Source organism: Siphonobacter sp. SORGH_AS_1065 (assembly GCF_030818595.1).
In the GTDB taxonomy this organism is placed as follows: domain Bacteria; phylum Bacteroidota; class Bacteroidia; order Cytophagales; family Spirosomataceae; genus Siphonobacter.
In genome coordinates, this window is sequence record NZ_JAUTAM010000004.1 from 3,835,759 (window position 1) to 3,857,179 (window position 21,421).

At 46.8% G+C, this 21,421-nt stretch carries 17 protein-coding genes; 5 read left to right on the top strand and 12 right to left on the bottom strand.

Annotated features, from left to right (window positions below; translation table 11 throughout):
- Nucleotide 1 precedes the first annotated feature (1 nt).
- The 4 genes from QE390_RS16585 to QE390_RS16600 all read right to left on the bottom strand — a co-directional run bounded on the left by QE390_RS16585 (nucleotide 2) and on the right by QE390_RS16600 (nucleotide 2,456).
- Nucleotides 2–415: a hypothetical protein gene (locus QE390_RS16585; protein ID WP_307142963.1), complete on the bottom strand. Its 414-nt coding sequence runs from the start codon at nucleotides 413–415 to the stop codon at nucleotides 2–4.
- Between the two features lie 129 nt (nucleotides 416–544).
- Complete coding sequence (menB, locus tag QE390_RS16590; protein ID WP_106635043.1) at nucleotides 545–1,399, bottom strand: 1,4-dihydroxy-2-naphthoyl-CoA synthase; 855 nt, start codon at nucleotides 1,397–1,399, stop codon at nucleotides 545–547.
- 46 nt (nucleotides 1,400–1,445) lie between these two features.
- Nucleotides 1,446–1,928 (bottom strand): DUF2452 domain-containing protein, encoded by a 483-nt coding sequence (locus QE390_RS16595; protein WP_307142964.1) that lies wholly within the window; start codon nucleotides 1,926–1,928, stop codon nucleotides 1,446–1,448.
- 171 nt (nucleotides 1,929–2,099) lie between these two features.
- A complete protein-coding gene (locus QE390_RS16600; protein ID WP_106635042.1) occupies nucleotides 2,100–2,456 on the bottom strand; it encodes a hypothetical protein in 357 nt (118 codons plus the stop codon).
- A gap of 200 nt (nucleotides 2,457–2,656) precedes the next feature.
- On the opposite strand from QE390_RS16600, the gene QE390_RS16605 reads away from it, so the two are divergent.
- The 4 genes from QE390_RS16605 (at nucleotide 2,657) to QE390_RS16620 (ending at nucleotide 7,674) form a co-directional block, all read left to right on the top strand.
- Complete coding sequence (locus tag QE390_RS16605; protein WP_106635041.1) at nucleotides 2,657–3,541, top strand: bifunctional 5,10-methylenetetrahydrofolate dehydrogenase/5,10-methenyltetrahydrofolate cyclohydrolase; 885 nt, start codon at nucleotides 2,657–2,659, stop codon at nucleotides 3,539–3,541.
- A 90-nt stretch (nucleotides 3,542–3,631) separates the two neighbouring features.
- Complete coding sequence (locus QE390_RS16610) at nucleotides 3,632–5,152, top strand: hypothetical protein (RefSeq protein ID WP_307142965.1); 1,521 nt, start codon at nucleotides 3,632–3,634, stop codon at nucleotides 5,150–5,152.
- 79 nt (nucleotides 5,153–5,231) lie between these two features.
- Nucleotides 5,232–6,224 (top strand): GDSL-type esterase/lipase family protein, encoded by a 993-nt coding sequence (locus QE390_RS16615; RefSeq protein WP_307142966.1) that lies wholly within the window; start codon nucleotides 5,232–5,234, stop codon nucleotides 6,222–6,224.
- The gene (locus QE390_RS16620) at nucleotides 6,205–7,674 is read left to right on the top strand and encodes an MBOAT family protein (RefSeq protein ID WP_307142967.1); all 1,470 of its coding nucleotides are present in this window, start codon (nucleotides 6,205–6,207) and stop codon (nucleotides 7,672–7,674) included. The genes QE390_RS16615 and QE390_RS16620 overlap by 20 nt, the downstream gene beginning before the upstream one ends.
- A gap of 81 nt (nucleotides 7,675–7,755) precedes the next feature.
- Here the strand turns inward: QE390_RS16620 and QE390_RS16625 are convergent, their stop codons facing one another.
- Both QE390_RS16625 and QE390_RS16630 read right to left on the bottom strand, forming a co-directional pair.
- Nucleotides 7,756–8,433 carry a hypothetical protein gene (locus QE390_RS16625; RefSeq protein ID WP_307142968.1) on the bottom strand — a complete coding sequence of 226 codons (678 nt, stop codon included), beginning with the start codon at nucleotides 8,431–8,433 and terminating at the stop codon, nucleotides 7,756–7,758.
- Between the two features lie 178 nt (nucleotides 8,434–8,611).
- Nucleotides 8,612–11,473: a hypothetical protein gene (locus QE390_RS16630; RefSeq protein ID WP_307142969.1), complete on the bottom strand. Its 2,862-nt coding sequence runs from the start codon at nucleotides 11,471–11,473 to the stop codon at nucleotides 8,612–8,614.
- A gap of 216 nt (nucleotides 11,474–11,689) precedes the next feature.
- On the opposite strand from QE390_RS16630, the gene QE390_RS16635 reads away from it, so the two are divergent.
- Complete coding sequence (locus QE390_RS16635; protein ID WP_307142970.1) at nucleotides 11,690–12,655, top strand: helix-turn-helix transcriptional regulator; 966 nt, start codon at nucleotides 11,690–11,692, stop codon at nucleotides 12,653–12,655.
- 467 nt (nucleotides 12,656–13,122) lie between these two features.
- Here QE390_RS16635 and QE390_RS16640 read toward each other — a convergent pair whose 3' ends face one another.
- The 6 genes from QE390_RS16640 to QE390_RS16665 form a co-directional block, all read right to left on the bottom strand.
- Nucleotides 13,123–13,908 carry a hypothetical protein gene (locus tag QE390_RS16640; RefSeq protein ID WP_106634847.1) on the bottom strand — a complete coding sequence of 262 codons (786 nt, stop codon included), beginning with the start codon at nucleotides 13,906–13,908 and terminating at the stop codon, nucleotides 13,123–13,125.
- Nucleotides 13,909–14,599: 691 nt separating this feature from the next.
- Nucleotides 14,600–15,655, bottom strand: a complete 1,056-nt coding sequence (locus tag QE390_RS16645) for an AMP-binding protein (RefSeq protein ID WP_307142971.1) — start codon at nucleotides 15,653–15,655, stop codon at nucleotides 14,600–14,602.
- Nucleotides 15,652–16,224, bottom strand: coding sequence for a GNAT family N-acetyltransferase (locus QE390_RS16650; RefSeq protein ID WP_307142972.1), 573 nt, complete (start codon nucleotides 16,222–16,224; stop codon nucleotides 15,652–15,654). The genes QE390_RS16645 and QE390_RS16650 overlap by 4 nt, the downstream gene beginning before the upstream one ends.
- An 88-nt stretch (nucleotides 16,225–16,312) precedes the next feature.
- Entirely contained in the window at nucleotides 16,313–18,628 is a 2,316-nt protein-coding gene (locus QE390_RS16655) for a family 65 glycosyl hydrolase domain-containing protein (protein WP_307142973.1), read from the bottom strand.
- An 83-nt stretch (nucleotides 18,629–18,711) separates the two neighbouring features.
- Nucleotides 18,712–19,377, bottom strand: a complete 666-nt coding sequence (gene pgmB, locus QE390_RS16660) for a beta-phosphoglucomutase (RefSeq protein WP_307142974.1) — start codon at nucleotides 19,375–19,377, stop codon at nucleotides 18,712–18,714.
- Nucleotides 19,378–19,393: 16 nt separating this feature from the next.
- Nucleotides 19,394–21,301 (bottom strand): alpha-amylase family glycosyl hydrolase, encoded by a 1,908-nt coding sequence (locus tag QE390_RS16665; RefSeq protein ID WP_307142975.1) that lies wholly within the window; start codon nucleotides 21,299–21,301, stop codon nucleotides 19,394–19,396.
- Between the last annotated feature and the right edge of the window lie 120 nt (nucleotides 21,302–21,421).

The following is a 21,421-nucleotide window of genomic DNA, read 5'->3' on the forward strand; positions in this document are numbered from 1 at the left end:
TTTATAACTGTTTTAAAATGAGGGCATCATTAGCCAGAATTAGTACCTCATACCGCAAAACGGTAGGGATCTTCTGACCCGTTTCGGTGTAATTGATGGTGATTTCCTTGACGGAATTTCCATTCATAACCACCGTATAACTTCCTTTATAGGTCGTTAATTTAGCATTAGTAATGACTGAAACCTGCACATCGCTTTCCGTAAATGTAAATGTTTGACGAAGATTCGAGTTGGGGTAGCCATAACTGGCGTTGCGATAAACGATCCGCTCATTGGCTACGTCTTCCTCCGTCGAATGCTTCCAGGTCTGATAGAGGTAACTTAGCTCATCGGTGTCCTGTGGGGTATCTTTAGTACAGCTTGAAAACAGACCGACAAGAGCCACAAATATGACGAGTGATTTGATGTAATTCATAACTAATACAGGAATGGTTGGCTTATGTATACGAGGTTTCAGGAGCAGCGGTTTTCAATAATTTCTGAAAAGACTGCTCCTGAAACAAAAATTCTGTCCCAAGCAAAAGCCCGGGACAGAACAAGTGACTTAGGGGAACTGAGGGAATTTACGGAAATCAGGCTTCCGTTTTTCCAGAAAGGAACGTTGTCCTTCTTTGGCCTCGTCGCTGAGGTAATACAGTAAGGTTGCATTTCCGGCCAGCTCCTGAATACCCGCTTGCCCATCCAGATCAGCATTGAAGGAGGACTTCAGCATGCGAAGAGCTATGGGACTGTTCGCCAGGATTTTACGGCACCAGCTTACCGTGGTTTCTTCCAGTTCTTCCAGAGGAACTACTTTATTCACCAGGCCCATCGACAGAGCATCCTGTGCGTCGTACTGATCGCAGAGATACCAGATTTCACGAGCTTTTTTCTGACCTACTACCCGGGCTAGATAACTGGCTCCAAAGCCTCCGTCGAAGCTACCCACCTTAGGGCCCGTCTGACCGAAACGAGCATTTTCGGCCGCGATGCTTAAATCGCAGATGACGTGTAAAACGTGACCGCCCCCAATGGACCAGCCCGCTACCATAGCGATTACGGGTTTAGGAATCGAGCGAATCTGACGTTGCAGATCCAGCACGTTCAGGCGAGGAACGGCATCTTCGCCTACGTACCCCCCGTGTCCGCGAACGGACTGATCGCCGCCGGAGCAGAAGGCCCGTCCGCCTTCACCCGTCAGAATGATAACCCCTACGCGGGTATCCTGACGAGCCAGTTCCATGGCTTCGATCATTTCAGATACCGTCAGAGGCGTAAATGCATTGTGCACTTCAGGACGGTTAATGGAAATCATCGCGATCCCTTCATAATAGAGGTAACGGATTTCACGGTATTCTTTAATCGGTTCCCAGGGTAATTTCCAGGAAAGGATAGGGGCAGTTTTTGGATTAACACTCATTACTTTCGGATTTTCAGTTTTCAACGATCCGTCATCCGGCAGACCGTTATAGTTTGATTCGATCTTCTTCGCCTTCTTCATTGTAGAAGAGCACATCCCAGGTATGGTCATACAACATGGTTACCTGAGCTACGAAGCGATTGTATTTAAACGAGCGGCCCCATTCGTGCGGGGCCACCAGAGAAAGCAGATCACTGCCGTCGGCCTTTTCGTAGAGATACATCGTCTGACCGATAAAAGGTTCAAAATTAACCGTTGCGGTGTATACCCGTTCGGATACTTCCACTCTTCGCTGGATTTCTTTCGCCTGTTCGAGTAAGGTCTTCATCTGGCCCGCGAGCTGATCGTATTGCTTACCCGTTTGCTGACGCATGGCGGTCAGAGCTTTGGCTTTGATTTTTCCCTCATCTTCAGGGCGTACTACCGCACTGCCTGCATTGTGAGCGTAGGGAAGGAGGCCGGGATTTTCAGCCACCTGATCTGGTCTTATGGGGTTTTCGAACGCCCCTGCTTCCGTGTTTTCCGGCATGGTACCGAGGTTTTTTTGTATGAAAAACGCCCAAAAATAGGGATTGTTTAGCAGGAAACCGGAAAGAAAAGCAAGGAATCAATGAAGTAAAGGTTGAGTAATGCGGGATGAGTAAAGAATACGGATAAAAATAAAATCAAACGAAAGGGGGATAAAATAACTGATTCCCGGTTATGAAGAAGAGGAGCGTTTGTTTCGGGAGGTATGCCGAGTTCTGGCAATGCCGTTCTGTAGCTGTCGGTTGTGATCGTAAAATTCCAGAGCCCGCTGCATATTTCGGCGATTCACAGCCACCAAGTACGGTTGTTTGCCGGGTAACTGAACCAGTTTGGCATCCAGTTTATAAATGGTTCCTTCGGGAAAACGATTGAGTAAACGAGCGGGGCAACTTACCGCAAGATCGCCCGGAACCCTTTGACTACAAATGGTTTTCAGTCTGGGACGATTCCGACGGGTATCAAACACCACCTGAGCGAAGAGGTCAAGAAAATAACGTTGTTCGTCGCTGGGGAGTAAAGAGAGTTGCATGAAGTAAAGGGGGGTAATACAAGCACGAAATTAATGGATAACTAGCCAGAAATCAAGCCTTTGCCTACAGTATGTCATGAGAAGCGGAAAGTTATCCCCTGAATTTTCCAGTGGGAATATTGGAAAGACAGGTCAACCAGACCTTAGGAATACGTATCTTTGAAGCTGATTTTTGTTTTATCATTTTAGAGCAAGAGAGTATGCAATTAATTGACGGCAAGGCCGTTGCTGCCCGTTATAAGGATCAGATCGCCGCAGAAGTACAACAACTGAAGGCCAGCAATGGTAAAACGCCTCACCTGGTGGCTATTTTGGTTGGTACGAATGGAGCTTCGGAAACCTATGTAGCCCATAAAGTAAAAGCCTGTGCAGAGCTGGGCTTTGAATCCACGCTGTTTCGTTTTGACGAAACCGTAACGGAAGCAGAACTACTGGACAAAGTCCGGGAAATCAATGAAAACCCAGACATGGACGGCCTGATCGTTCAGTTGCCCTTACCTGCCCATATCAACCCTGACCGTGTGATGGAAACCATTCATCCCGCGAAGGACGTGGACGGCTTTCACCCAATCAACATTGGTCGCATGGCGAAAGGGCTGCCTGCCTACATTTCTGCCACGCCTCAGGGCTGCCTGATGTTGCTGGAGCATTACGGCATTGAAACCGCAGGTAAGCACTGCGTGGTAGTGGGCCGTAGTCAGATTGTGGGCTTACCCATGAGCATCCTGATGCAACGGAATTCCTATCCCGGTAACTGTACGGTAACCATTACGCACTCCAAAACTAAAAATCTGGCTGAAATCTGCCGTCAGGCGGATATTCTGGTAGGAGCTTTGGGCCGCCCGGAATTTATTACGGCAGACATGGTCAAAGAAGGAGCTGTGGTATTGGACGTAGGACTGGAACGCGTAGCTGATGCAACCAAAAAATCGGGTTTCTCGCTGAAAGGTGACGTGAAATTTGACGAAGTGGCTCCTAAGGCCAGCTTCATTACGCCCGTTCCCGGTGGCGTTGGACAAATGACCATTATTTCCTTGATGCAGAATACACTTTTGGCTGCTAAAGGCGAAATTTATAAAAAGTAATACGTTATCAATGGCCGGGTTACCCTTTCGGGAGTAATCCGGCCATTAGTCTATTTCCAACCGACATAGTATCAATTTCTGATTTAGAGAATGGCCTCCAATTCTGTTCGGCAGGTGCCTTTACTGACACTGTTGCTGGTGGCTTGTTTAGTAGGTTTTTCATTTATTCCCGAACAATTCTGGAGTGAATACGAGCTAAAGCCCATTCGATTATTTTCTTCTATTGAGAAAAACTCGAAGCCAGTTTTACCCGAAAACCCTGCTTTAATTGCTGATGTGAGCGAAGAAAAAGAACCAGATTCGGTAACCGTTGCCCCCAAGGTCATTACCAAAGATTCTGGTCTGGTTGCTTCAGTGCCTTGTCCGAAAGGGCAAACCTGCATTGAAGATTATGATTCAACGGGGCAGGGCCTGAAGCAAATCATGAAAGCACTTGCGGAAGAAGCCCAGCACAAACCCGTTCGGATTGCTTTTTTCGGTGATTCTTTCATTGAAGGAGATATGCTTTGCGGCGATTTCCGCGATACCTTACAGGCTTTGTTCGGCGGGAAAGGGGTGGGTTACGTGCCTGTTACGTCGCCCGTAGCTAATTTCCGCGTGACCATTCGTCACCAGTTTAAAAATTTTAAAACGTATTCCGTTCAGGAAAAAACGCCCGGAGGGCCTCCCCTGGGAGTTTCGGGTTACAGCTTTGTACCGGAAGGCAATAACGTAGTAAATTTTAAAACGGCGGCTCCTTACGGTCCCAGCCATTTTGAGAGGGTAAGATTGTTCTACCGGGCTAATCAGAACAGCCGGGTTACCTACACGCTTGGTAAAAATGCTGAGCAATCGGACTCACTGGCGGGGCAGGGGTATTTAACCGAACACGATTTACATACTTCGGGCGATCAGATTCGTATGTCGTTCGGGGGAAGTCTGGCTCTGTACGGGCTGAGTTTTGAATCCGATCATGGCGTTTACGTGGATAATTTCAGCATGCGGGGTAACTCCGGTTGGGGATTGTTAGGCGTTTCCGAATCCATGTATCAGCAGTTTAATAAGCTTCAGCATTACAAGCTGGTGATTTTGCAGTATGGCTTAAATGTGATTCAGCCCAATACGACGCAACTCGGATGGTACGTTCCTAAAATGATGGCTGCCATTGAACGCATTAAACGGGGATTTCCTGAGGCCAGCATTCTCATCATTGGGGTTTCTGACCGGAGCATGAAGCAAGAGGATAATTATGTTTCCTTCCCCAGTATTCCGTATTTGATCGCTGCTCAACGGAAAATGTCCCAAAAAACCGGGGTTACCTTCTGGAATCTGTGGGAAGCGATGGGGGGCGAAGGTTCCATGGTGAAATACGTCAATGCCGGGCTGGCCAACAAAGATTACACCCACATGAAATATGCCGGTGGCCGCAAAATTGCCCGCCTCCTAACCAGAGCATTTTTATTTGAAAAGAAAAAATATGATCAGAATCGCACTGCTGGGACTACTCCTGGGGCTTTACACAAACGTCCAGGCACAGAAAACGCTAGTCACAGCGACGCTAGCCTTACCGTACGAAACACAGCAACCAAACGCGATCTCTCAGGTCGAAAGCCTGAATCCGTTTTTCGATAAACTGGCTGAACTTAAAACCAGACAGACCGGAGTTATTAATATCCTGCACATTGGCGATTCGCATTTGCAGGCTGATCTTATGACTCATATCGTTCGCAAGCGATTTCAATATGAGTTTGGGAATGCAGGCCGGGGCTTTATTGTGCCCTTTCACGTAGCCCGAACCAACGAACCCTATACGTATAAAACCAATAGCGATGTCATCTGGGAGTCGCGTCGGTGTGTAATGCCAAACGATCTGATTCCCAACGGAATTGGAGGCGTGACGGTTCGAAACACTGTAGCTGGAAAACGGATCAACGTAGAAATTCGCTCGGATTCTGCTCTGGGGTATCAGTTTGATCGGCTGAAATTGTTTTGCTTAAGGGATAGTAACAGTTATGATTATAATATTCTGGATGCGAGCGGAGCCATCATGGCTTCGGCTGAATACGCGGATAGTGTCGCCGGACAACAGCCTTACCAGATTGATCTGCACGAACTGAACGATTCGTTTACCCTTGAGTCTGTTCAGAGTCGTCCCGGACAAACCCATGCTACCATCTTTGGCTTTAGTCTGGAAAACGGTCAACCCGGCGTTTTGTATCATACCGTGGGTGTAAACGGAGCTCAGTATTCGCATTACAACGAATCGCAATATTTTGCTGAACAAACCAGGGGGTTAGCTCCTCACTTGGTGATTGTTTCTCTGGGAACTAATGAATCCCACAGCAGTAAACTGACCATGCCGGAGTTGACGATGCAGATTGATTCAATGGTGCAGGCCATTCAGCGAAATAATCCCGAAGCCATCGTTTTATTAACTACGCCGGCAGACTCCTACAAAAGACGCACACAGCCCAATGCCAAAATGGGCGAGGTACGGCAGACCATCCTCGACTACGCCAATCAGCACCACCTGCCTTGCTGGGACCTGTATGGCATTACGGGAGCGGCCTCTTTCTGGCGAAAGAATCATCTCATTGGCAGCGACGGCGTTCACTACACCCGCAAAGGCTACGAGTTTCAGGGGAATTTGTTATACCAGGCTTTGATGAATGCCTTCAATGAATATGTTACAGATCGACTTTAATAAGTTAGCCGATTTATTCCAGTACCATGCCAATGCACCAATGTTGTTCAACAGCGGTTTATTCCTGTGGTTATTTCTGGGTTTTTCCTGCCTTTACGTAATTCTTCGGCCTCATCATCGGGCTAAAGTTATTTTTGTTACGCTCTTTTCGCTGTACTTCTATTATAAGTCTTCGGGCTGGTATTTTCTGTTGCTAGTGCTGGCTACAGTCGTTGATTACGTGCTGGGATGGTTCATTTACGATGCCGAACAGCGATTTTACAAAAGAGTATGGATGATTATAAACCTAGTGCTCAATCTGGGCTTACTGGCGTATTTTAAGTACACCAATTTCTTTTACGAAGCCTGGACGCAATGGACGCACGAACCCTTTAATCCGCTACCGATTTTTCTTCCGGTGGGTGTTTCGTTCTATACGTTTCAGTCGCTGAGTTATACCATTGATATTTACCGGGGCGAAATCAAACCCGTGAAGAGTATTCTGGATTACGCCTTTTTTGTGTCCTTTTTCCCGCAATTGGTGGCAGGTCCCATCGTTCGGGCCAAGGATTTCATTCCGCAGTTATATCGTCCGGTTGTCGTGACTCCCGAGCAGTTCGGACGGGCCATTTTCCTGATTGGTAGTGGGATGTTCAAAAAAGTAATCATTTCCGATTACATCAGTATCAATTTCGTTGACCGTATTTTCGATAACCCCACGCTCTATTCAGGACTCGAAAACCTGTTTGGCGTGTATGGGTATGCCTTACAGATTTATTGTGATTTCTCGGGGTATTCAGACATGGCGATTGGAATTGCTTTGTTACTGGGTTTTCAGTATCCTATCAATTTTGATTCCCCTTACCAATCCCGAAACGTAACTGAATTCTGGCGTCGCTGGCATATTTCGCTTTCCAGTTGGTTACGCGACTACCTCTACATTTCATTGGGAGGGAATCGGAAAGGTACGTTTCGCACCTATTTCAATCTATTTATGACGATGGTGCTGGGTGGATTATGGCACGGAGCAGCCTGGCGATTTATTCTCTGGGGAATGCTTCACGGCGGAGCTCTGGTGGTGCATCGCTTCTTTCGCTCGTATTTTTCAGTGGGAAATTTTCCGCTGCCCCGGTTGCTGGCTCAGGTGTTAACCTTTCATTTTGTCTGTTTCTGCTGGATATTTTTCCGGGCCGACTCCATGGAAATTGCCCGTGAGGTACTCACCCAGATTGCCACGCAATTCAAACCTGAAATCTTCACAGAATTTGTGCTGGGCTACCAGAATGTATTACTGGTCATGGTTTTAGGGTACTTCCTGCATTTCATTCCACGTTCGGTGGAGTTACAGGCAGAAGGCTTGGTTACCCGCTTACCGCTGGTTGGAAAACTGGCCTGGTTATTGGGAGTGATTATCTTGATGACTCAGGTACAATCCGCCGAAGTCCAGCCTTTTATCTATTTTCAGTTTTAAAGAGTACCATTGCATAAAGCAGCAAGAGAGGCTCATAGTAACGGGCCTCTCTTGCTGCTTTATGCAATGATAAGTGATGGATTAATATCTGGTACGGCTGATAATAATCGAAGAAATACGATCATTCCAGCCAATATTTCTCAGACGATCTGAGCTGCTGGTTAAGGTATAGGAAGGACCAGAGAAGCTGTCATTTTCAAAAACCTGAATGCTATACCCCTCTGGAATCTGAATGGAAGAAGCCTGACGATTTAACTGACCTAGAGCCGACGAACGGTGACGACCTACGTTCAGGGTAGCAGAGCCCCCACGGTAGTTATCATCCATGTATAAAACGACAGCACCATTGCGGTCATTGGAACCGGGACGTCTGGAGTTATCGGGGCGGCCTGGACGACCCGGGCGGCCACCATTATCGTAATCAGGGCGATCGTTGGTATAATCCCGGCTAATGCGAAGCGAACGGATCTGGTTACCCGACTGAGCAACGTTACCCATCAGTTTTACGGACTCACCCCGGAAGTTAGGCTGTGAGAAAGCTTCTACGACATACCCCTGAGGAACCTGAATGGAATTGATGGTCCAGTCAATGGTTCGGTAAGTACCTATGCCTTGTCGAATGACATCGCCTTTATAGTTGGAACGGGAATAAAACTGAACCGTCTGATTGTTGGCATTACCGTTTCGGTTGGGACGAAACTGGGCGAATGATAGGGTAGTGCTCCACAACAGAGCAAAGGCTAAAAGGGATGATTTCATGGCTGAAAAGTGAATGGCTTAACAAAATTTGAGGGAGGCAATGTATGGCATCAAAGCTGACATTAGCAATACCCACCTTTCTTTTCAGCGACAAAATCGACGTTCCAGGCGTTAAAAAATGTGAAAGGGCTGGCCTGATACCCCATAGAGACACCATTAATCGAGAACAAGCGTAGCATTAAAAGCCAATATCCACTACTAAAAGCTGAGCAGAATATCTCCTTTCCTGCGTGATAACTTGCCGGAATCCTAGTTCCAGCGGCTGCCGGAAACGGAGCAGATTAAAATCAAAAATGATGTCCAAACCCGCAGATCCGTAATAACGATCCCGCAGACCATTATTCCGCACCGGAATCAACGCATGGCCGCCATCCACAAAGGCATTGAGTTTCACTCGCTGAATGTATAACAAGGGCCCGATGGCCAGATCGGGGTAAAGTAGGGGTAATTGATATTGAATCGATCCGGTCGTCAGGCGTTGAGCGTTTTCGTAAGCATAACCTCTTGGGAAAAATAGCGGGCTACTGAAAACATAGGTATCCGAAGATCCCTGAAACTGAATACCCCCAAAGACGCGGAGCGAATGGTGTTTGGCAAAACCCGGAAAGTACAACCGCGTTTGTAAAGCTAGTAGGTTACCCTGCAAAGTACCGCCAAAGGGCGTATTGCGGGCGTAGGCTAAAAAGGTTTGTCCCCAGCGAGGTTGAACATCGCGTTTGGATTGCCGTAACAAGCGGTTATACGCGAAAGATACCGTCGTTGCAGCCAGGTTATTAGAGCCCGGTTCGTTCCGGTTTCGAACCCAAAGGTCATACCCTTTTGTTTGAATGAAATTGCCATAAACGGCCATTGATAGCCCTTCCCGATACTTGGAATGCGTGAAGGTAAGGGGTAAACGAAGGCCCACATTCAGGCCGTTCTGACGCCAGCGATCCACACCCGTGCTGTCGAGCGGAGCTTGCCGGTCTAAGGCATATCGGGTGGCTCGGGAGCCGCTGCTCACACTCACATCCAGCACGGGGTACCAGCCGTAATAACTGAAGTTGCCATACCATTGGCCCTGCCTTTCGGCTGCGTTGTAAGTGTAGCCAGCAGAGGTAAAAGCGGTTGAAATCAGATTCTGGGATTCAATACCCACATTCAAGTCCGTAATGCTGGAACTAAACGTAGGTCCCCAATGATAAATATTGAATAGATTGGCTTTGGAATAAGAGCGAGTAGGGTATTCCTGACCAGGGACTTTTGAGAGTATAGAGGCATTGTTTTCCTGCTGAACCAAAGGCCCAAAAGAGCGATCAGGAGCGGCCGGGATTTCCTGTATTTCCGGCCAGTGGGAAGGATCAAAAGGCATGGTACTGATCCGAAATCCTTTTTCACCAAAATCCTGAAAAGCCAGCGTTTTTCGATCAGGAGAAAGGGCCGCGTGGTAAGCCCCAAATGATCTACGGGTGACCTGATACGTCTTTTTAGTGGTAAGATGATAGGCGTAAATCTGGTCAATGCCCGTATACGGAGCGTTGTAAATCAACCAGTTCTGGTGAAGTAAAGGTTGAGCAATGTTCTGAATAAGGGGTGTAAAGACTTCCTGGGTACTGCCGTTGGCAAGCGTTACTATCTCGAACGTCTTTTTACGGCCCATTTGCTTGGTAACCACTACCTGCTGTCCGTCGGTTGAAAAACGGGGCTGTTGATAAAATGCCTGATCTGGATTGGGGAATACCTGCAAAACTTGTCCAGTGGAAGCATCAAGTAATACCAGTTGACTTTTGCCCTGCGTATCCACTTCAACGGTAATAATGCGAGAATCGTCGGGCGAAATGCTCGGGGCGAAGTAACGGCTAAGGGAGCTTAATTTATTCAGTTTTCCCGTTTGCGTGTGCAGGGTTTTTAGTACGGTATAATCCCGCATTCCCCACCGGGGATCAAAATGCTGTTCCGCCCAAACGAGCGTATGGGTACCGAAAGAAAGGGTAGCAGAATTATTGAGGTAACCCGTTTCAAAAAGCGTTTCTTCCTTTAATGTATCCAGTCTAACAAACGCTGGAATATTTGCTAAACCTGATTTCAGAGCGATCAAGCGGCCATCGGGTAAATACTGGGGAAATTGATAATCTGTATACACGTTCGGAAGGGCCGATTGGTAATCCACAGGGGTTAAGTTCCTGGGTTGTTGTTCCGACCATTGCTTTTTAAAGTCCTCATTGGCCAATCCATACAATCCCTCTACGCCAACTTTTGTCGTTTTTCGTAATTTATCCGAGAATGAAAAAGGGTAGAAGGGGAAACGGTAATACTTGTTCAACGCCTGGTCCCAAACCTCCGGGCCGAAAGTTCGGCGGGTATAATTGGTCAGTTGATACCCCAGCACATACCAGTCCGGCACATTATCCTTATACGATCCCGCGACGGCTTTAAAGTAAGAGAAAGGTTTAGGCCGACTTAATAACTGCGTCCGTTGCAGCAGGTTGAATTCAGGAATTCGACCGCGACCTCCCGCCGTTAGAGCGGTCTCCGTACAAACGGCATCCCCTTCACTGAACCAGTCTGGAACGCCCAGGTTGATAAAAGAAGTGGCATTATAGCCAAAGGCGTAAAACAAAGCTTTACTAAGGCCCGTCATGGCCTTCTCATACTGCACCACATGCCGAAATTCATGGACGGCCAGTAAATCCAGCCAGCGGTTATTCCCCAGAAAATTAGCGTCCTGAGGTGGTGTGATGTAAAACTCTGTATGTCGGGGCATGAGGGTTACAAACCCATTGGAAACAGTAGTTTGGGTTTGTAATACTAAAGAAATAGGTCGGGGTCTTCGTCCCAGGGTTTTCGCGACAGGATCATAAACCGTTTCGAGGGTATTCGCTAAATGATTACTCAGGGAATCATAGCCCTTTGGGTAGATTAACCGGAAGTGAGGCGTGCGTTTTTGTGACCATTGCAGCGAAGACTGATTTTGGGAAGTATTGCCAAGTTGAGCCCAGGATGGGATTGCTAAAAAGCTGATCGTTAGTAGGATAACTAATAATCGTAAACAAGTCGACATACCTAAGGTGGGGTATTAACTGAACGCGTCAGGGATTTGCAATAAATAAGTGTGGAAAGCTACTCACAAACTGCGAAAGTAACACCTTTGAGAATTGTAGAATATAGTGGTAAGTCGAGTAAAAATGGGCAAGAAAATCGAATACCTCAATTAATGCTTGCCTGATTTTCAATTTTAAATAGTTTTGCTAAAAATTTTGTCAAAACGCGAGGAGGTATGAGCATCATTAGTGAAAATATTCGATATTTACGGAATCGTAACGATCTGACTCAGGAGCAGTTAGCTCGTCGGTTGGGTACCAAACGACCCAATATTGGAGCCTATGAAGAAGCTCGGGCCAATCCGCCGCGTGAGACGCTAATCAAGCTTTCCCAGTTATTTGGGGTTACGCTGGATCAATTACTAACGGCTGATTTACGCCGCATCCGGGACACGCCCAGTTTGAACCTGGGGACTTCGGCTCCGCCCCCTCCGGTTTACCGGGCAGAGCCTTCGAGGCCCCCTCAGCCTATTCAGAAAGTGGTTGATACCTACTTTCGGCAAAAATCTCAGGTTAATCTGGTTGCTCAGCGGGTGACACTGCGAAAATTAAATCGTCTGGATTATCCGGCTGCGACTCTACCTGTTGAAAAGCCAAAGTCCTTCGATACGCCAAATCAAACGCCCACCCTAACACCTTCGGTCAATGCACCGAGTACCAATGTGAGTCAGGATTCAGGTATTCGGTTGGTTAAGAAGGAGCAGACAAGTGAGTATCTTACTAAATCAAGACAGGGCGAATACATTCAGCAATTGCCGCCCTTCCAGGGCCCGCGAACGCAATCGGGCGTTATCCGGGCTTTTGAGGTAGGTGAAGACTTTTCCATTCCCGGCTCAATCATCATTGCTGAGCAGGTAAATGACTGGTATAAACTGGAAGACTCTAAGCATTACGTCATTGTGGCCCGTCCGCAGGGTATTATGTATCGACGGGTGTATAATCAGTTGAAGATCAAAAGTACGCTGTTATTAAGTTCCGATAACCCAGCCATTCAAACGCTGGAAGTGTCTTCTAAAGATATTATTGAAGTCTGGGCAGTAAAGGGATTTTACAGCACCCAGCTACCCGAGCCGCCCTTGTCGCTGGACCGAATGAAAGCTTTGGTTGAAGAACTGAAAATGGAACTGGATCGGGTGAAGTAAATGGAAGGTTTCGCTTCACTTTGGATGACCCAGGGTATACAATAAGTACCTCTACCTGTCCCCTCTCAAACCTGGAGAGAGAACTTCTGTAGGAATGGGTTAGTAAAGTTTGTTTATGACCTAATACGTTCGCAAAGGTCAGTAAGGTCCTTCGCTCTGCTCTGGATGACAGGGTGAAAGGGAGTACATACACTCCCGGTCTGTCATCTCGACCGTATGGAGAAAACTTCTGTGAGAATGTGACGAGCGTAGAGCAAGGCTAATGAACTCTCCATTAGAAACTATACCCCATCATCATAAGGTTCTTCGCTTCGCTCTGAATGACAGCCTGTGAAAATAAAAAGGAGAGTAAAGTAATCCCGCTTGTGCTTTTGAAAGTAATAAGAAATGAGAGGCCTATAAAGACACTCGGAAGAGCATGACCCTGAAAAACAAAAGCCGGATTCTAAGTCCGGCTTTTGTCTTTGTTAAGAAAGTCCTGAAATTTCGTCCAGTGACTTTTCAATATCGTTTAAAAAGCGATTATTACCACTGGGGTTAACCAATGAAGTTCCGAATTCATACCAGAGGCCATCGCCCACATTAATGTAATTGCCGGGGCGTTCCGGGGTTTTTTGCGTGGCTTTTTCTGCGAGAAATTCGCCCGCGTAAATGAGCTTTAAAACCGGATTTAACGTATCCCAACGAACCTCATTAGACTTTTCGGTATTATCAATCTGAAGATTCATCTTTACCGTTCGCTTCGAGAAAAAGACATTCATTTCAACCTGAATGGATTTGTCTTTTAGCTTTTTCAGGTAAATCAGTTTAAGTGGAGCTTCGAGTTTAGCGGTTTCATAAATCGCCTGAATTAACTCCTGCGACAAATACTCCCAGGCTTCCCGGTTTTTAGGCTTCCCCAGCACCGGCTCCTGATCTTTATATTCCAGACTAAGCCAGAACTGATTTTCTGCTTCGTTGGCTAGGCGATTACTTTTATAGAACTCTGTTTTTGCTCCAAGCGAGCGAATTTCATTGGTCCAGACGGGCAGAAGGGTGCCTTCCCAGGCGAAATCGTCGCTTCCGGTAAATCCTTCTCCCCAGATTTCATCTTCTGTCAAATCTTCCCGATCGATATACTCAATCTGAAAGTTGACTTGCAATTCATCAGCCCGATTGATAGTCGCCCGGATGGAGTATTTGTGGGAATAAGGAGCCGGAATGAGTTCGGCTGTCTGGTAATTAATCTCGATGGATCGTAAAGGAGTTTCCATAAACGCATTTCTAAAGGGGAAAAATAATGAATAGTTTTCAGTTTATACCCTTTATGGTGTGCTTTTAGCTAATAAGAGCCGAATCAAATACAAGTAGTTGATCGTTTCTAATGGATAGCTGGTTAATTGATAGTCAACGTTTTAGGGTCGAACGATCTATTATTAAATCATTATAAGAACTTACTTGCTTTTCATGGACACTTAGCAAAGCAAGTATAAGGTTTCTCCCTTCGTTTGAGAGGGTAAACTAAAGGATTGTTAATATAGAGGGCTGCCAGCTTTTTTGCTGGCAGCGGTAATGGCGTCCGTTGTTAGTCGCCTTTGCCACGCTTAGCGTCGCAGACGCTTTTCTCAGTCGCGAACGAACAGTGGCTGAACAATTACGATCTCATCTCCTCTGTCATCCAGAGCAAAGGAACTTGCTTACGTTTCCTTCTACTCTCCATCAGGAAATTTATCCTAAATAAGGTCTCTCGCTTCCTTTGAGAGGACAGGTGGATACTAGTAAAAAGAAAAGCCGGACTAGCGTGGATGCACAGGCCTGCCACAATACCCCATCTGTCATTCAGGGTGAAGCGAAGAACCTTACTGGAATGACAGGTGACTTCATTACTGGCAAATGCGTTTGTCAGGGCCGTTAGTCTTAGTAACGCTAAACATCGCTTCGTCCGAGATGATGGAAACGAAGGCTTTAAACACTCCGGTTCAGTTGAGCGACGCTGGTTTTTTTATCAATTTTATTGCTGGGCGTATGCATAAACTGAGAAATAAAATGAATGCTGCGAGGATTTTTATAAGTAGGCAAGACGCTTTTCAGGTGTTCTAAAAAACTATTGATCTGATCAGAAACCTGGGTTTCGCCTTCAATGACTAACGCTAACTGCTGGCCTAGTGTCTCATTGGGAAATCCCCAGGTAAAATACCGCTTACCTGTAAAGTGTTCGTGCATGATCGGTTCCAGCAAACGATCTACTTCTTCCAGTTGAATCTTGACGCCCCCAGAGTTAATAATATTATCGGCTCGGCCCAGAATTCGGAAACGGCTTTCTCCCAGCATCTCCGCCACGTCGTTCGTTTGGATGCGTTCGTGATTGGATGCGGCTGCGGTAATGTGCAGACAGCCCCGCTCGTCCAGCCCTAATTCCACGCCGGGGAGAGCCTGAAAATAATCCGTTTTTTCTGGTCCGTTTAATCGTTGAACCGCAATGTGCGAAACCGTCTCGGTCATGCCATAGGTCGCATATACGGGTGAGGATAACGCGTTCAGTTTTTCCTGTAAGCTTGATGATACGGCGGCTCCACCCAAAATAATCGCTTTCATTTTCTGCAAAGCGGGCAAATGCTGTTCGGGATTTTCGAGCAGCTTCTGTAGCTGAAGCGGAACGAGTGCCACGAAATCAATGCCGTTCAGATACGGCGATAACGCAGACGTAGGCTCGATTACCTCCAATTCCAGACCAATCTCGAGGGCACGAACCAACATCATCATTCCGGCGATGTACTCCACATTTAGGCAACACAAAGCCCGGTCGCCTTTTTGAAGCTGAAACGTATCGGCGGTCAGTTGGGCCGACGCTTGCATCTGGCTTCGCGTTAATTCGATGGCTTTGGGAATACCCGTCGAACCGGACGTATGAATGGTAAACGTGGATTGTCCGGCAAGCCATTGTTCACAAAAACCAATGACTTTTTCTTCGTATGACGTGTGAGGAACGGGCAGCGGCTGATCCCGATGAATGACTATCATTCCTGATTCGTAGTTTTGAGAAATGCAGAGCGGAATAACGTCCAGTTAATTTGACTAATGAATTTTCCATTGAAAAAACGATTCTCCCGGAAATAACCTTCCTGCTGAAATCCGTATTGCGTAAGCACTGCGGCGGAGGCTATGTTTTCAGGATCAGTAATGGCCTCAATCGTGTGTAGATGCATCGTTTCAAATCCGTATCGAATTACTTGGTTTAATGCTTCCCGAATGATGCCTTTTCGATGGAAATTGCCGTGAAGCATATAGCCCACTTCAGCCCTGAAATGCTCAGGATACAGATTCACGAATCCGATGAATCCAAGCAGAGCCGGGTCCTCCCGAAGAGAAATTCCCCAAATGATGGATTTCTGCTCTTGTGTACGCTGATTCATTTGTTCAATCAGAACAAGAGCATCGTTGCTCGATTGAGCAAGGGGCCGTGGAATGTATTTCATCAACTCAGGATTAGACCGGAGCGAAAACATATCTTCCGTATCGGCAGGCGTGAGCTGTCGTAAGACTAATCGGTCAGTGGTTAATACGGGGAAAGGATCGAATGAGTAGGGCATAGGATTAAAAAGAAGAACGACTCAAAGATACCTCTGAGCCGTTCCTTATGACGTTAATAGGAGTGAATTTACTGGGAAAAAGAACCAATTAAGCCTTTTCAACTGCCGCAATAGCCCGTTCTTCGCCATTGACCCAGACGTTTAGAGCGTCGCCTTCACGGTTTTCAACGGTAACTCCTCCATCGGCACTTACCTTAATATCCAGTAAGTTATCCCGGAAGCGAATGTTGAAGGAATATCCCTGCCATTGCTGCGGACACGTGGGCGACAAATGCAACTGCCCGTCTTTGATCCGTAGACCACCAAAACCTTTCACAATACTCATCCAGGTTCCGGCCATAGAGGTAATGTGCAGCCCGTCTTCGGTATCGTTATTGTAATCGTCCAGATCGAGACGGCTGGTGCGGAGATACATCTCGTACGCTTTCTCGGGTCTGTTTAAACCCGAAGCCAGAATGCCGTGAACGCAGGGGGATAACGATGATTCGTGAACGGTGCGGGGTTCGTAATAATCGTAATTCCGGCGAATCACCTCTTCTGAAAATTCTTCCTCGAAAAAGTAAAGCCCCTGTAAGACATCCGCCTGCTTAATGAAAGGCGAACGCAAAATCCGGTCCCAGGACCATTTCTGGTTCAGCGGTCGATCTTCTGGACGTAAATCACTGACGAGAATGTTTTCCTTGTCCAGGTAATTGTCCTGCTGGAGGAAAATACCCAACTCTTCCGAGGCTGGGTAATGCATTTGATCGATAATTTGCTGGAAACGAGCGAACTCTGTTTCTTCGGCGAGGTGAAGTTGCTGAACCAGGGCTTGGTAACGTTCGCCATCGGTTGACTTCAACTCTTCCGCTACCTCCAGCACATACCGAAGACACCAGCAAGCGATGTAGTTCGTGTACCAGTTGTTATTAACGTTGTTTTCGTATTCATTTGGTCCCGTAACACCCAGCATGACAAACTTCTGCCGCTCTTCCGACCAGGTAATGCGTTGCGACCAGAAACGGGCAATGCCCAGTAGGACTTCAAAGCCATACTCGCCCAGATAAGCCCGATCACCCGTGTAACGCACGTAATCGTGGATAGCGTAGGCGATGGCTCCGTTCCGGTGAATTTCCTCGAACGTAATTTCCCATTCGTTATGGCACTCTTCCCCATTCATGGTAACCATCGGGTAAAGAGCAGCTCCGTCCTTAAATCCAAGTTTCTCGGCATTCTCAATTGCTTTGCCCAGTTGCTTCCAACGGTAAATCAACAAGTTACGAGCTACTTTGGGCTCAGCCGTAGAAAGATAAAAAGGAATGCAATAGGCTTCGGTATCCCAATAGGTTACTCCGCCGTATTTTTCGCCAGTAAAGCCTTTCGGACCGATGTTTAAACGGTCGTCTTCGCCCGTATACGTCTGACTTAACTGGAAGAGATTGAAACGGATGGCCTGCTGGGCTGCTACATCGCCTTCAATCACAATATCCATGTGCTGCCATTTCTGATCCCAGGCCTGAATTTGCTCTTTCAGCAAAGCTTCATACCCTTTATCAGACATTTTCTGCAGGTAATTCTTGGCTACGGATAATAACTCTTCGCGACTATGATTCTGGTCGCTGATGTTACAAGCGTATTTTACCAGGGCAATTTCTTCGCCAGCAATCACGTCTAACTGAATGCGGCTACTCACGTAACGATCCTGCTTGACGGGTAATGCCTTGAAATGGAAAGGAGCTCCGTCGCGGTATAGATCAAATTTCTGACCCGTAACGACTTCAAACTGAGGAACGTTATAAGGGTTAGGAATCGTGGTTAAATGCAGATACCCTTCCGCAAAACCCGTTTCGCGATGAATTTCCTGCCAGAATTTCTGATCATAATTCGAATCCCGGTTGGCAATTGTACCGTCGATGTAAGGAATGATCGTAAGTTTTCCATCGAAGTTAAGCGGCTTGATGCAGTAGCGAATAACGGCCCCCTCGTCATACGTAAGCGAGCAGAAGCGTTTTGCCGTAACCCCAACCTGTTTGCCGGAAGGTAACATGGCCACAAAAGAACGACTGAGCCAGCCTTCTTTCATGTTCAGGGTTCGCTGAAAATGATGCACCTGGCAGTTCGCCAAATCCAGCTTTTCGTCTTCCAGTTCAATCTGAACGCCGAGCCAGTTGGCGGCATTGATTACCTTGGCGAAGTAATTAGGGTACCCGTTTTTCCACCAGCCTACGCGAGTTTTATCGGGAAAATAAACGCCGGCAACGTAGTTACCCTGGAGCGTTTTTCCCGAGTATCCTTCTTCGAAATTACCCCGTTGGCCCATTCGCCCATTGCCAAGCGACATGATGGATTCGGTGATTTCATTGTATTCGGGATGAAAGCCCTCTTCAATGATGCACCATTCGTCGTGTGTTAGATAATTTTTCATCCGAGTTTTTTCATAAATCAGCCTTAAGCGACTGATTTTGTATGTTTAATGGTCATAAAGTCAATCTAGCAAGAGAGGCGAGCTTATTGCCAGCCTAATAGTTCATCGCTGAGTTTGGATAAACTAGTTTCCGTAAAGGACGAAATCACAATATCGGCTTCGGTAAGTACCTCCGCTGAACCCACCCCCACGGCTTTCATGCCTCCGCGATGGGCCGCTTCAATGCCCGCTACTGCGTCTTCAAAGACGACACAGTCGGCAGGAGGCAGGTTGAAAGCTTTGGCTCCCAGCAAGAACACTTCGGGATCAGGCTTGCTTTTGGTGATGTGCGTACCGTCGATAATGACGTCGAAGGAGTCAATCATACCGATTTGTTCCAGAATGAGTCGGGCGTTTTTACTGGCCGAACCCAAACCAATGCCAATGTCGGCCTTGCGAAGTGATTCCAGAAAGTCTTTCACTCCGGGTAATATTTCGTCGGGAGTCATTTGATGAATGTATTCGAGATACCATTCATTCTTTTGAGTCGCCCATTTATTTTTTTCTTCGTCCGATAAGGTAACGCCGCCCCAACCCAAAATTAATTCCAGCGATTCCATGCGGGAAACGCCTTTGAGTTGTTCGTTTTGATGTTCAGTAAAATCAAAACCCAGTTCATTGGCCATGCGTCTCCAGGCTTTGTAATGGTAAATGGCCGTATCGACAATCACTCCGTCCAGATCAAAAAGGCAAGCTTTCAAAGTAGTCAAAATTTTGGTTTTCAGATTAGTGTAATTCCAGCACCAGCGAAGACCAGGGTGATAATTGTATTTGTTTGAATGAAGGAAGCGAGGCTCCTGTCATTACATTTCTAGCAGAGGTTACCCCGTTTAGCAGTTCGCTGAAACGATCCGTTTGAACGGTTCTGGCATCTTTGGTAGGGTTCAGTAAAACCATTACTTTCCCTTGAGAATCGTGCCTAAAATAAGCATAGATTCCGTCCTGTGGCAAAAAGTGAGTCAATTTTCCGGTTTGCAGGGCTGTGGATTGCTGCCGGTAACGGGCAAGGGTTCGAACGAAGGAATACGCTTCATTCTCAGTTGACGTTCGACCTTCAGCCGTGAATTTACTCGAGGGGTCATTGGGAAAGCCCCCCGGAAAATCCTTACGAACTTCCGCGTCAGATGGATTTTTGAAATTCTTCATAAGAATCTCGGTGCCGTAGTAAAGTTGTGGGATGCCTCGCGTGGTGAGCAAAAAAGTTATGCCCATTTTATACTTGTTCAAATCTTCCCCAATCACCGAAAAATACCGATCTAAATCGTGGTTATCCAGAAAGATAAGGTTACGAAAAGCGTCGTCATAGAGGATATCCTGCCCCAGAATCTCGTACCAACGGTTATTCGACTGATTGAGGGATTCATTGGTGGCAAAATACAACTGAAAATCAATGGCTCCGGGCAGATTACTCTTCCAGGGAACGTTCAGTTTATTTTTTGCAAAATAAGCCTGATTGGGCACATTATTCACCCAGCTTTCTCCACAGATGTACAAATTGGGATGCTCGTCCAGCAGACGCTGGTTGAGCGTATTCATGAATTCCAGGTTATTGTAGAAATAGGTATCCACCCGCCAGGCGTCAATGCCAAAATATTCAACCGTCCACAACGCATGCTGAATCAGAAAATTAGCAACGAATGGATTTTTATGATTCCAGTCGGGCAGGAAGGAGGTAAACCAGCCATCCTGACTGATTTTTCGATCCTGTTCAGAGGCATAGGGATCAACAACGGGCTGATCTTTGTACGTCGTATTCTGATACTGGGGCCATTGATTAAGCCAGTCTTTAGCGGGTAAATCCCGAACAATCCAGTGCCGATTCCCAACGTGATTATACACCGCATCCTGCATGATTTTCAAGCCTTTGGCATGAGCGGACTGAATTAGTTTCAGGTAAGCTTCATTCCCGCCCAGGCGTTTGTCCACGTTATAATGATCGGTAAATGCATAGCCGTGGTACGCGGAACGCTTCGTGCCGCCTTCATCCGTTAACGCCTGATCGTTTTCAATAACGGGATTGAGCCAAAGCGTGGTTACGCCTAAGTCCCTGAAGTAATCGAGGTGTTTGGTAATGCCCTGTAAATCCCCGCCGTGCCTCAGAAAAGGACTAGTGCGGTCGGATTGCGTATCTGCCATATCCGAAAAACGATCATTCGTCGGATCGCCGTTTGCGAAGCGGTCGGGGAGCAGAAGATAGACAAAGTCTTGGGAACTTACCGTCTGCGGTTTCGCGGTTCGGGCTTTCAGTTCGTAAGGAATGGTAATGGTTATTTCCCGACCGCCATTGATTACCGTTGCGTTTTGTCTTTTTTCGGTAAGGGGAAAAATTTTAGTGCATTGTAACTGAACCGTGCCGGGTTTGGCAGCGGCAGCAATGGTCAAATCAACCAGTATATAATTGGGATTATCAACGGTTTGTACCCGCTCGACAAAGACACCGGGATAATTAACCTTTACCTTCGTTCCTTTCAGATTAGGACCGTGCATCAGCAATTGTAACTGCTGATTTTTCATCCCCACAAACCAGTTAGTAGGGTTAATATGATCTACTTTAAGTCCCTGAGCTTCTGCAAAATAAGCCAGGCAGAAGAGAAGGCAGGTCAGTACGATCCATCGATGGGCAAGTCGGTGCATGTAAGATAGTGCTAAGCTTGGGGGTAAATGTAAGGTATACGTAAGGTAATTCTTTAGTGAATAAATATTAATTTAATTAGATATAATATATTTTTAAGGCGAAAATCAGTGTTAAAGATT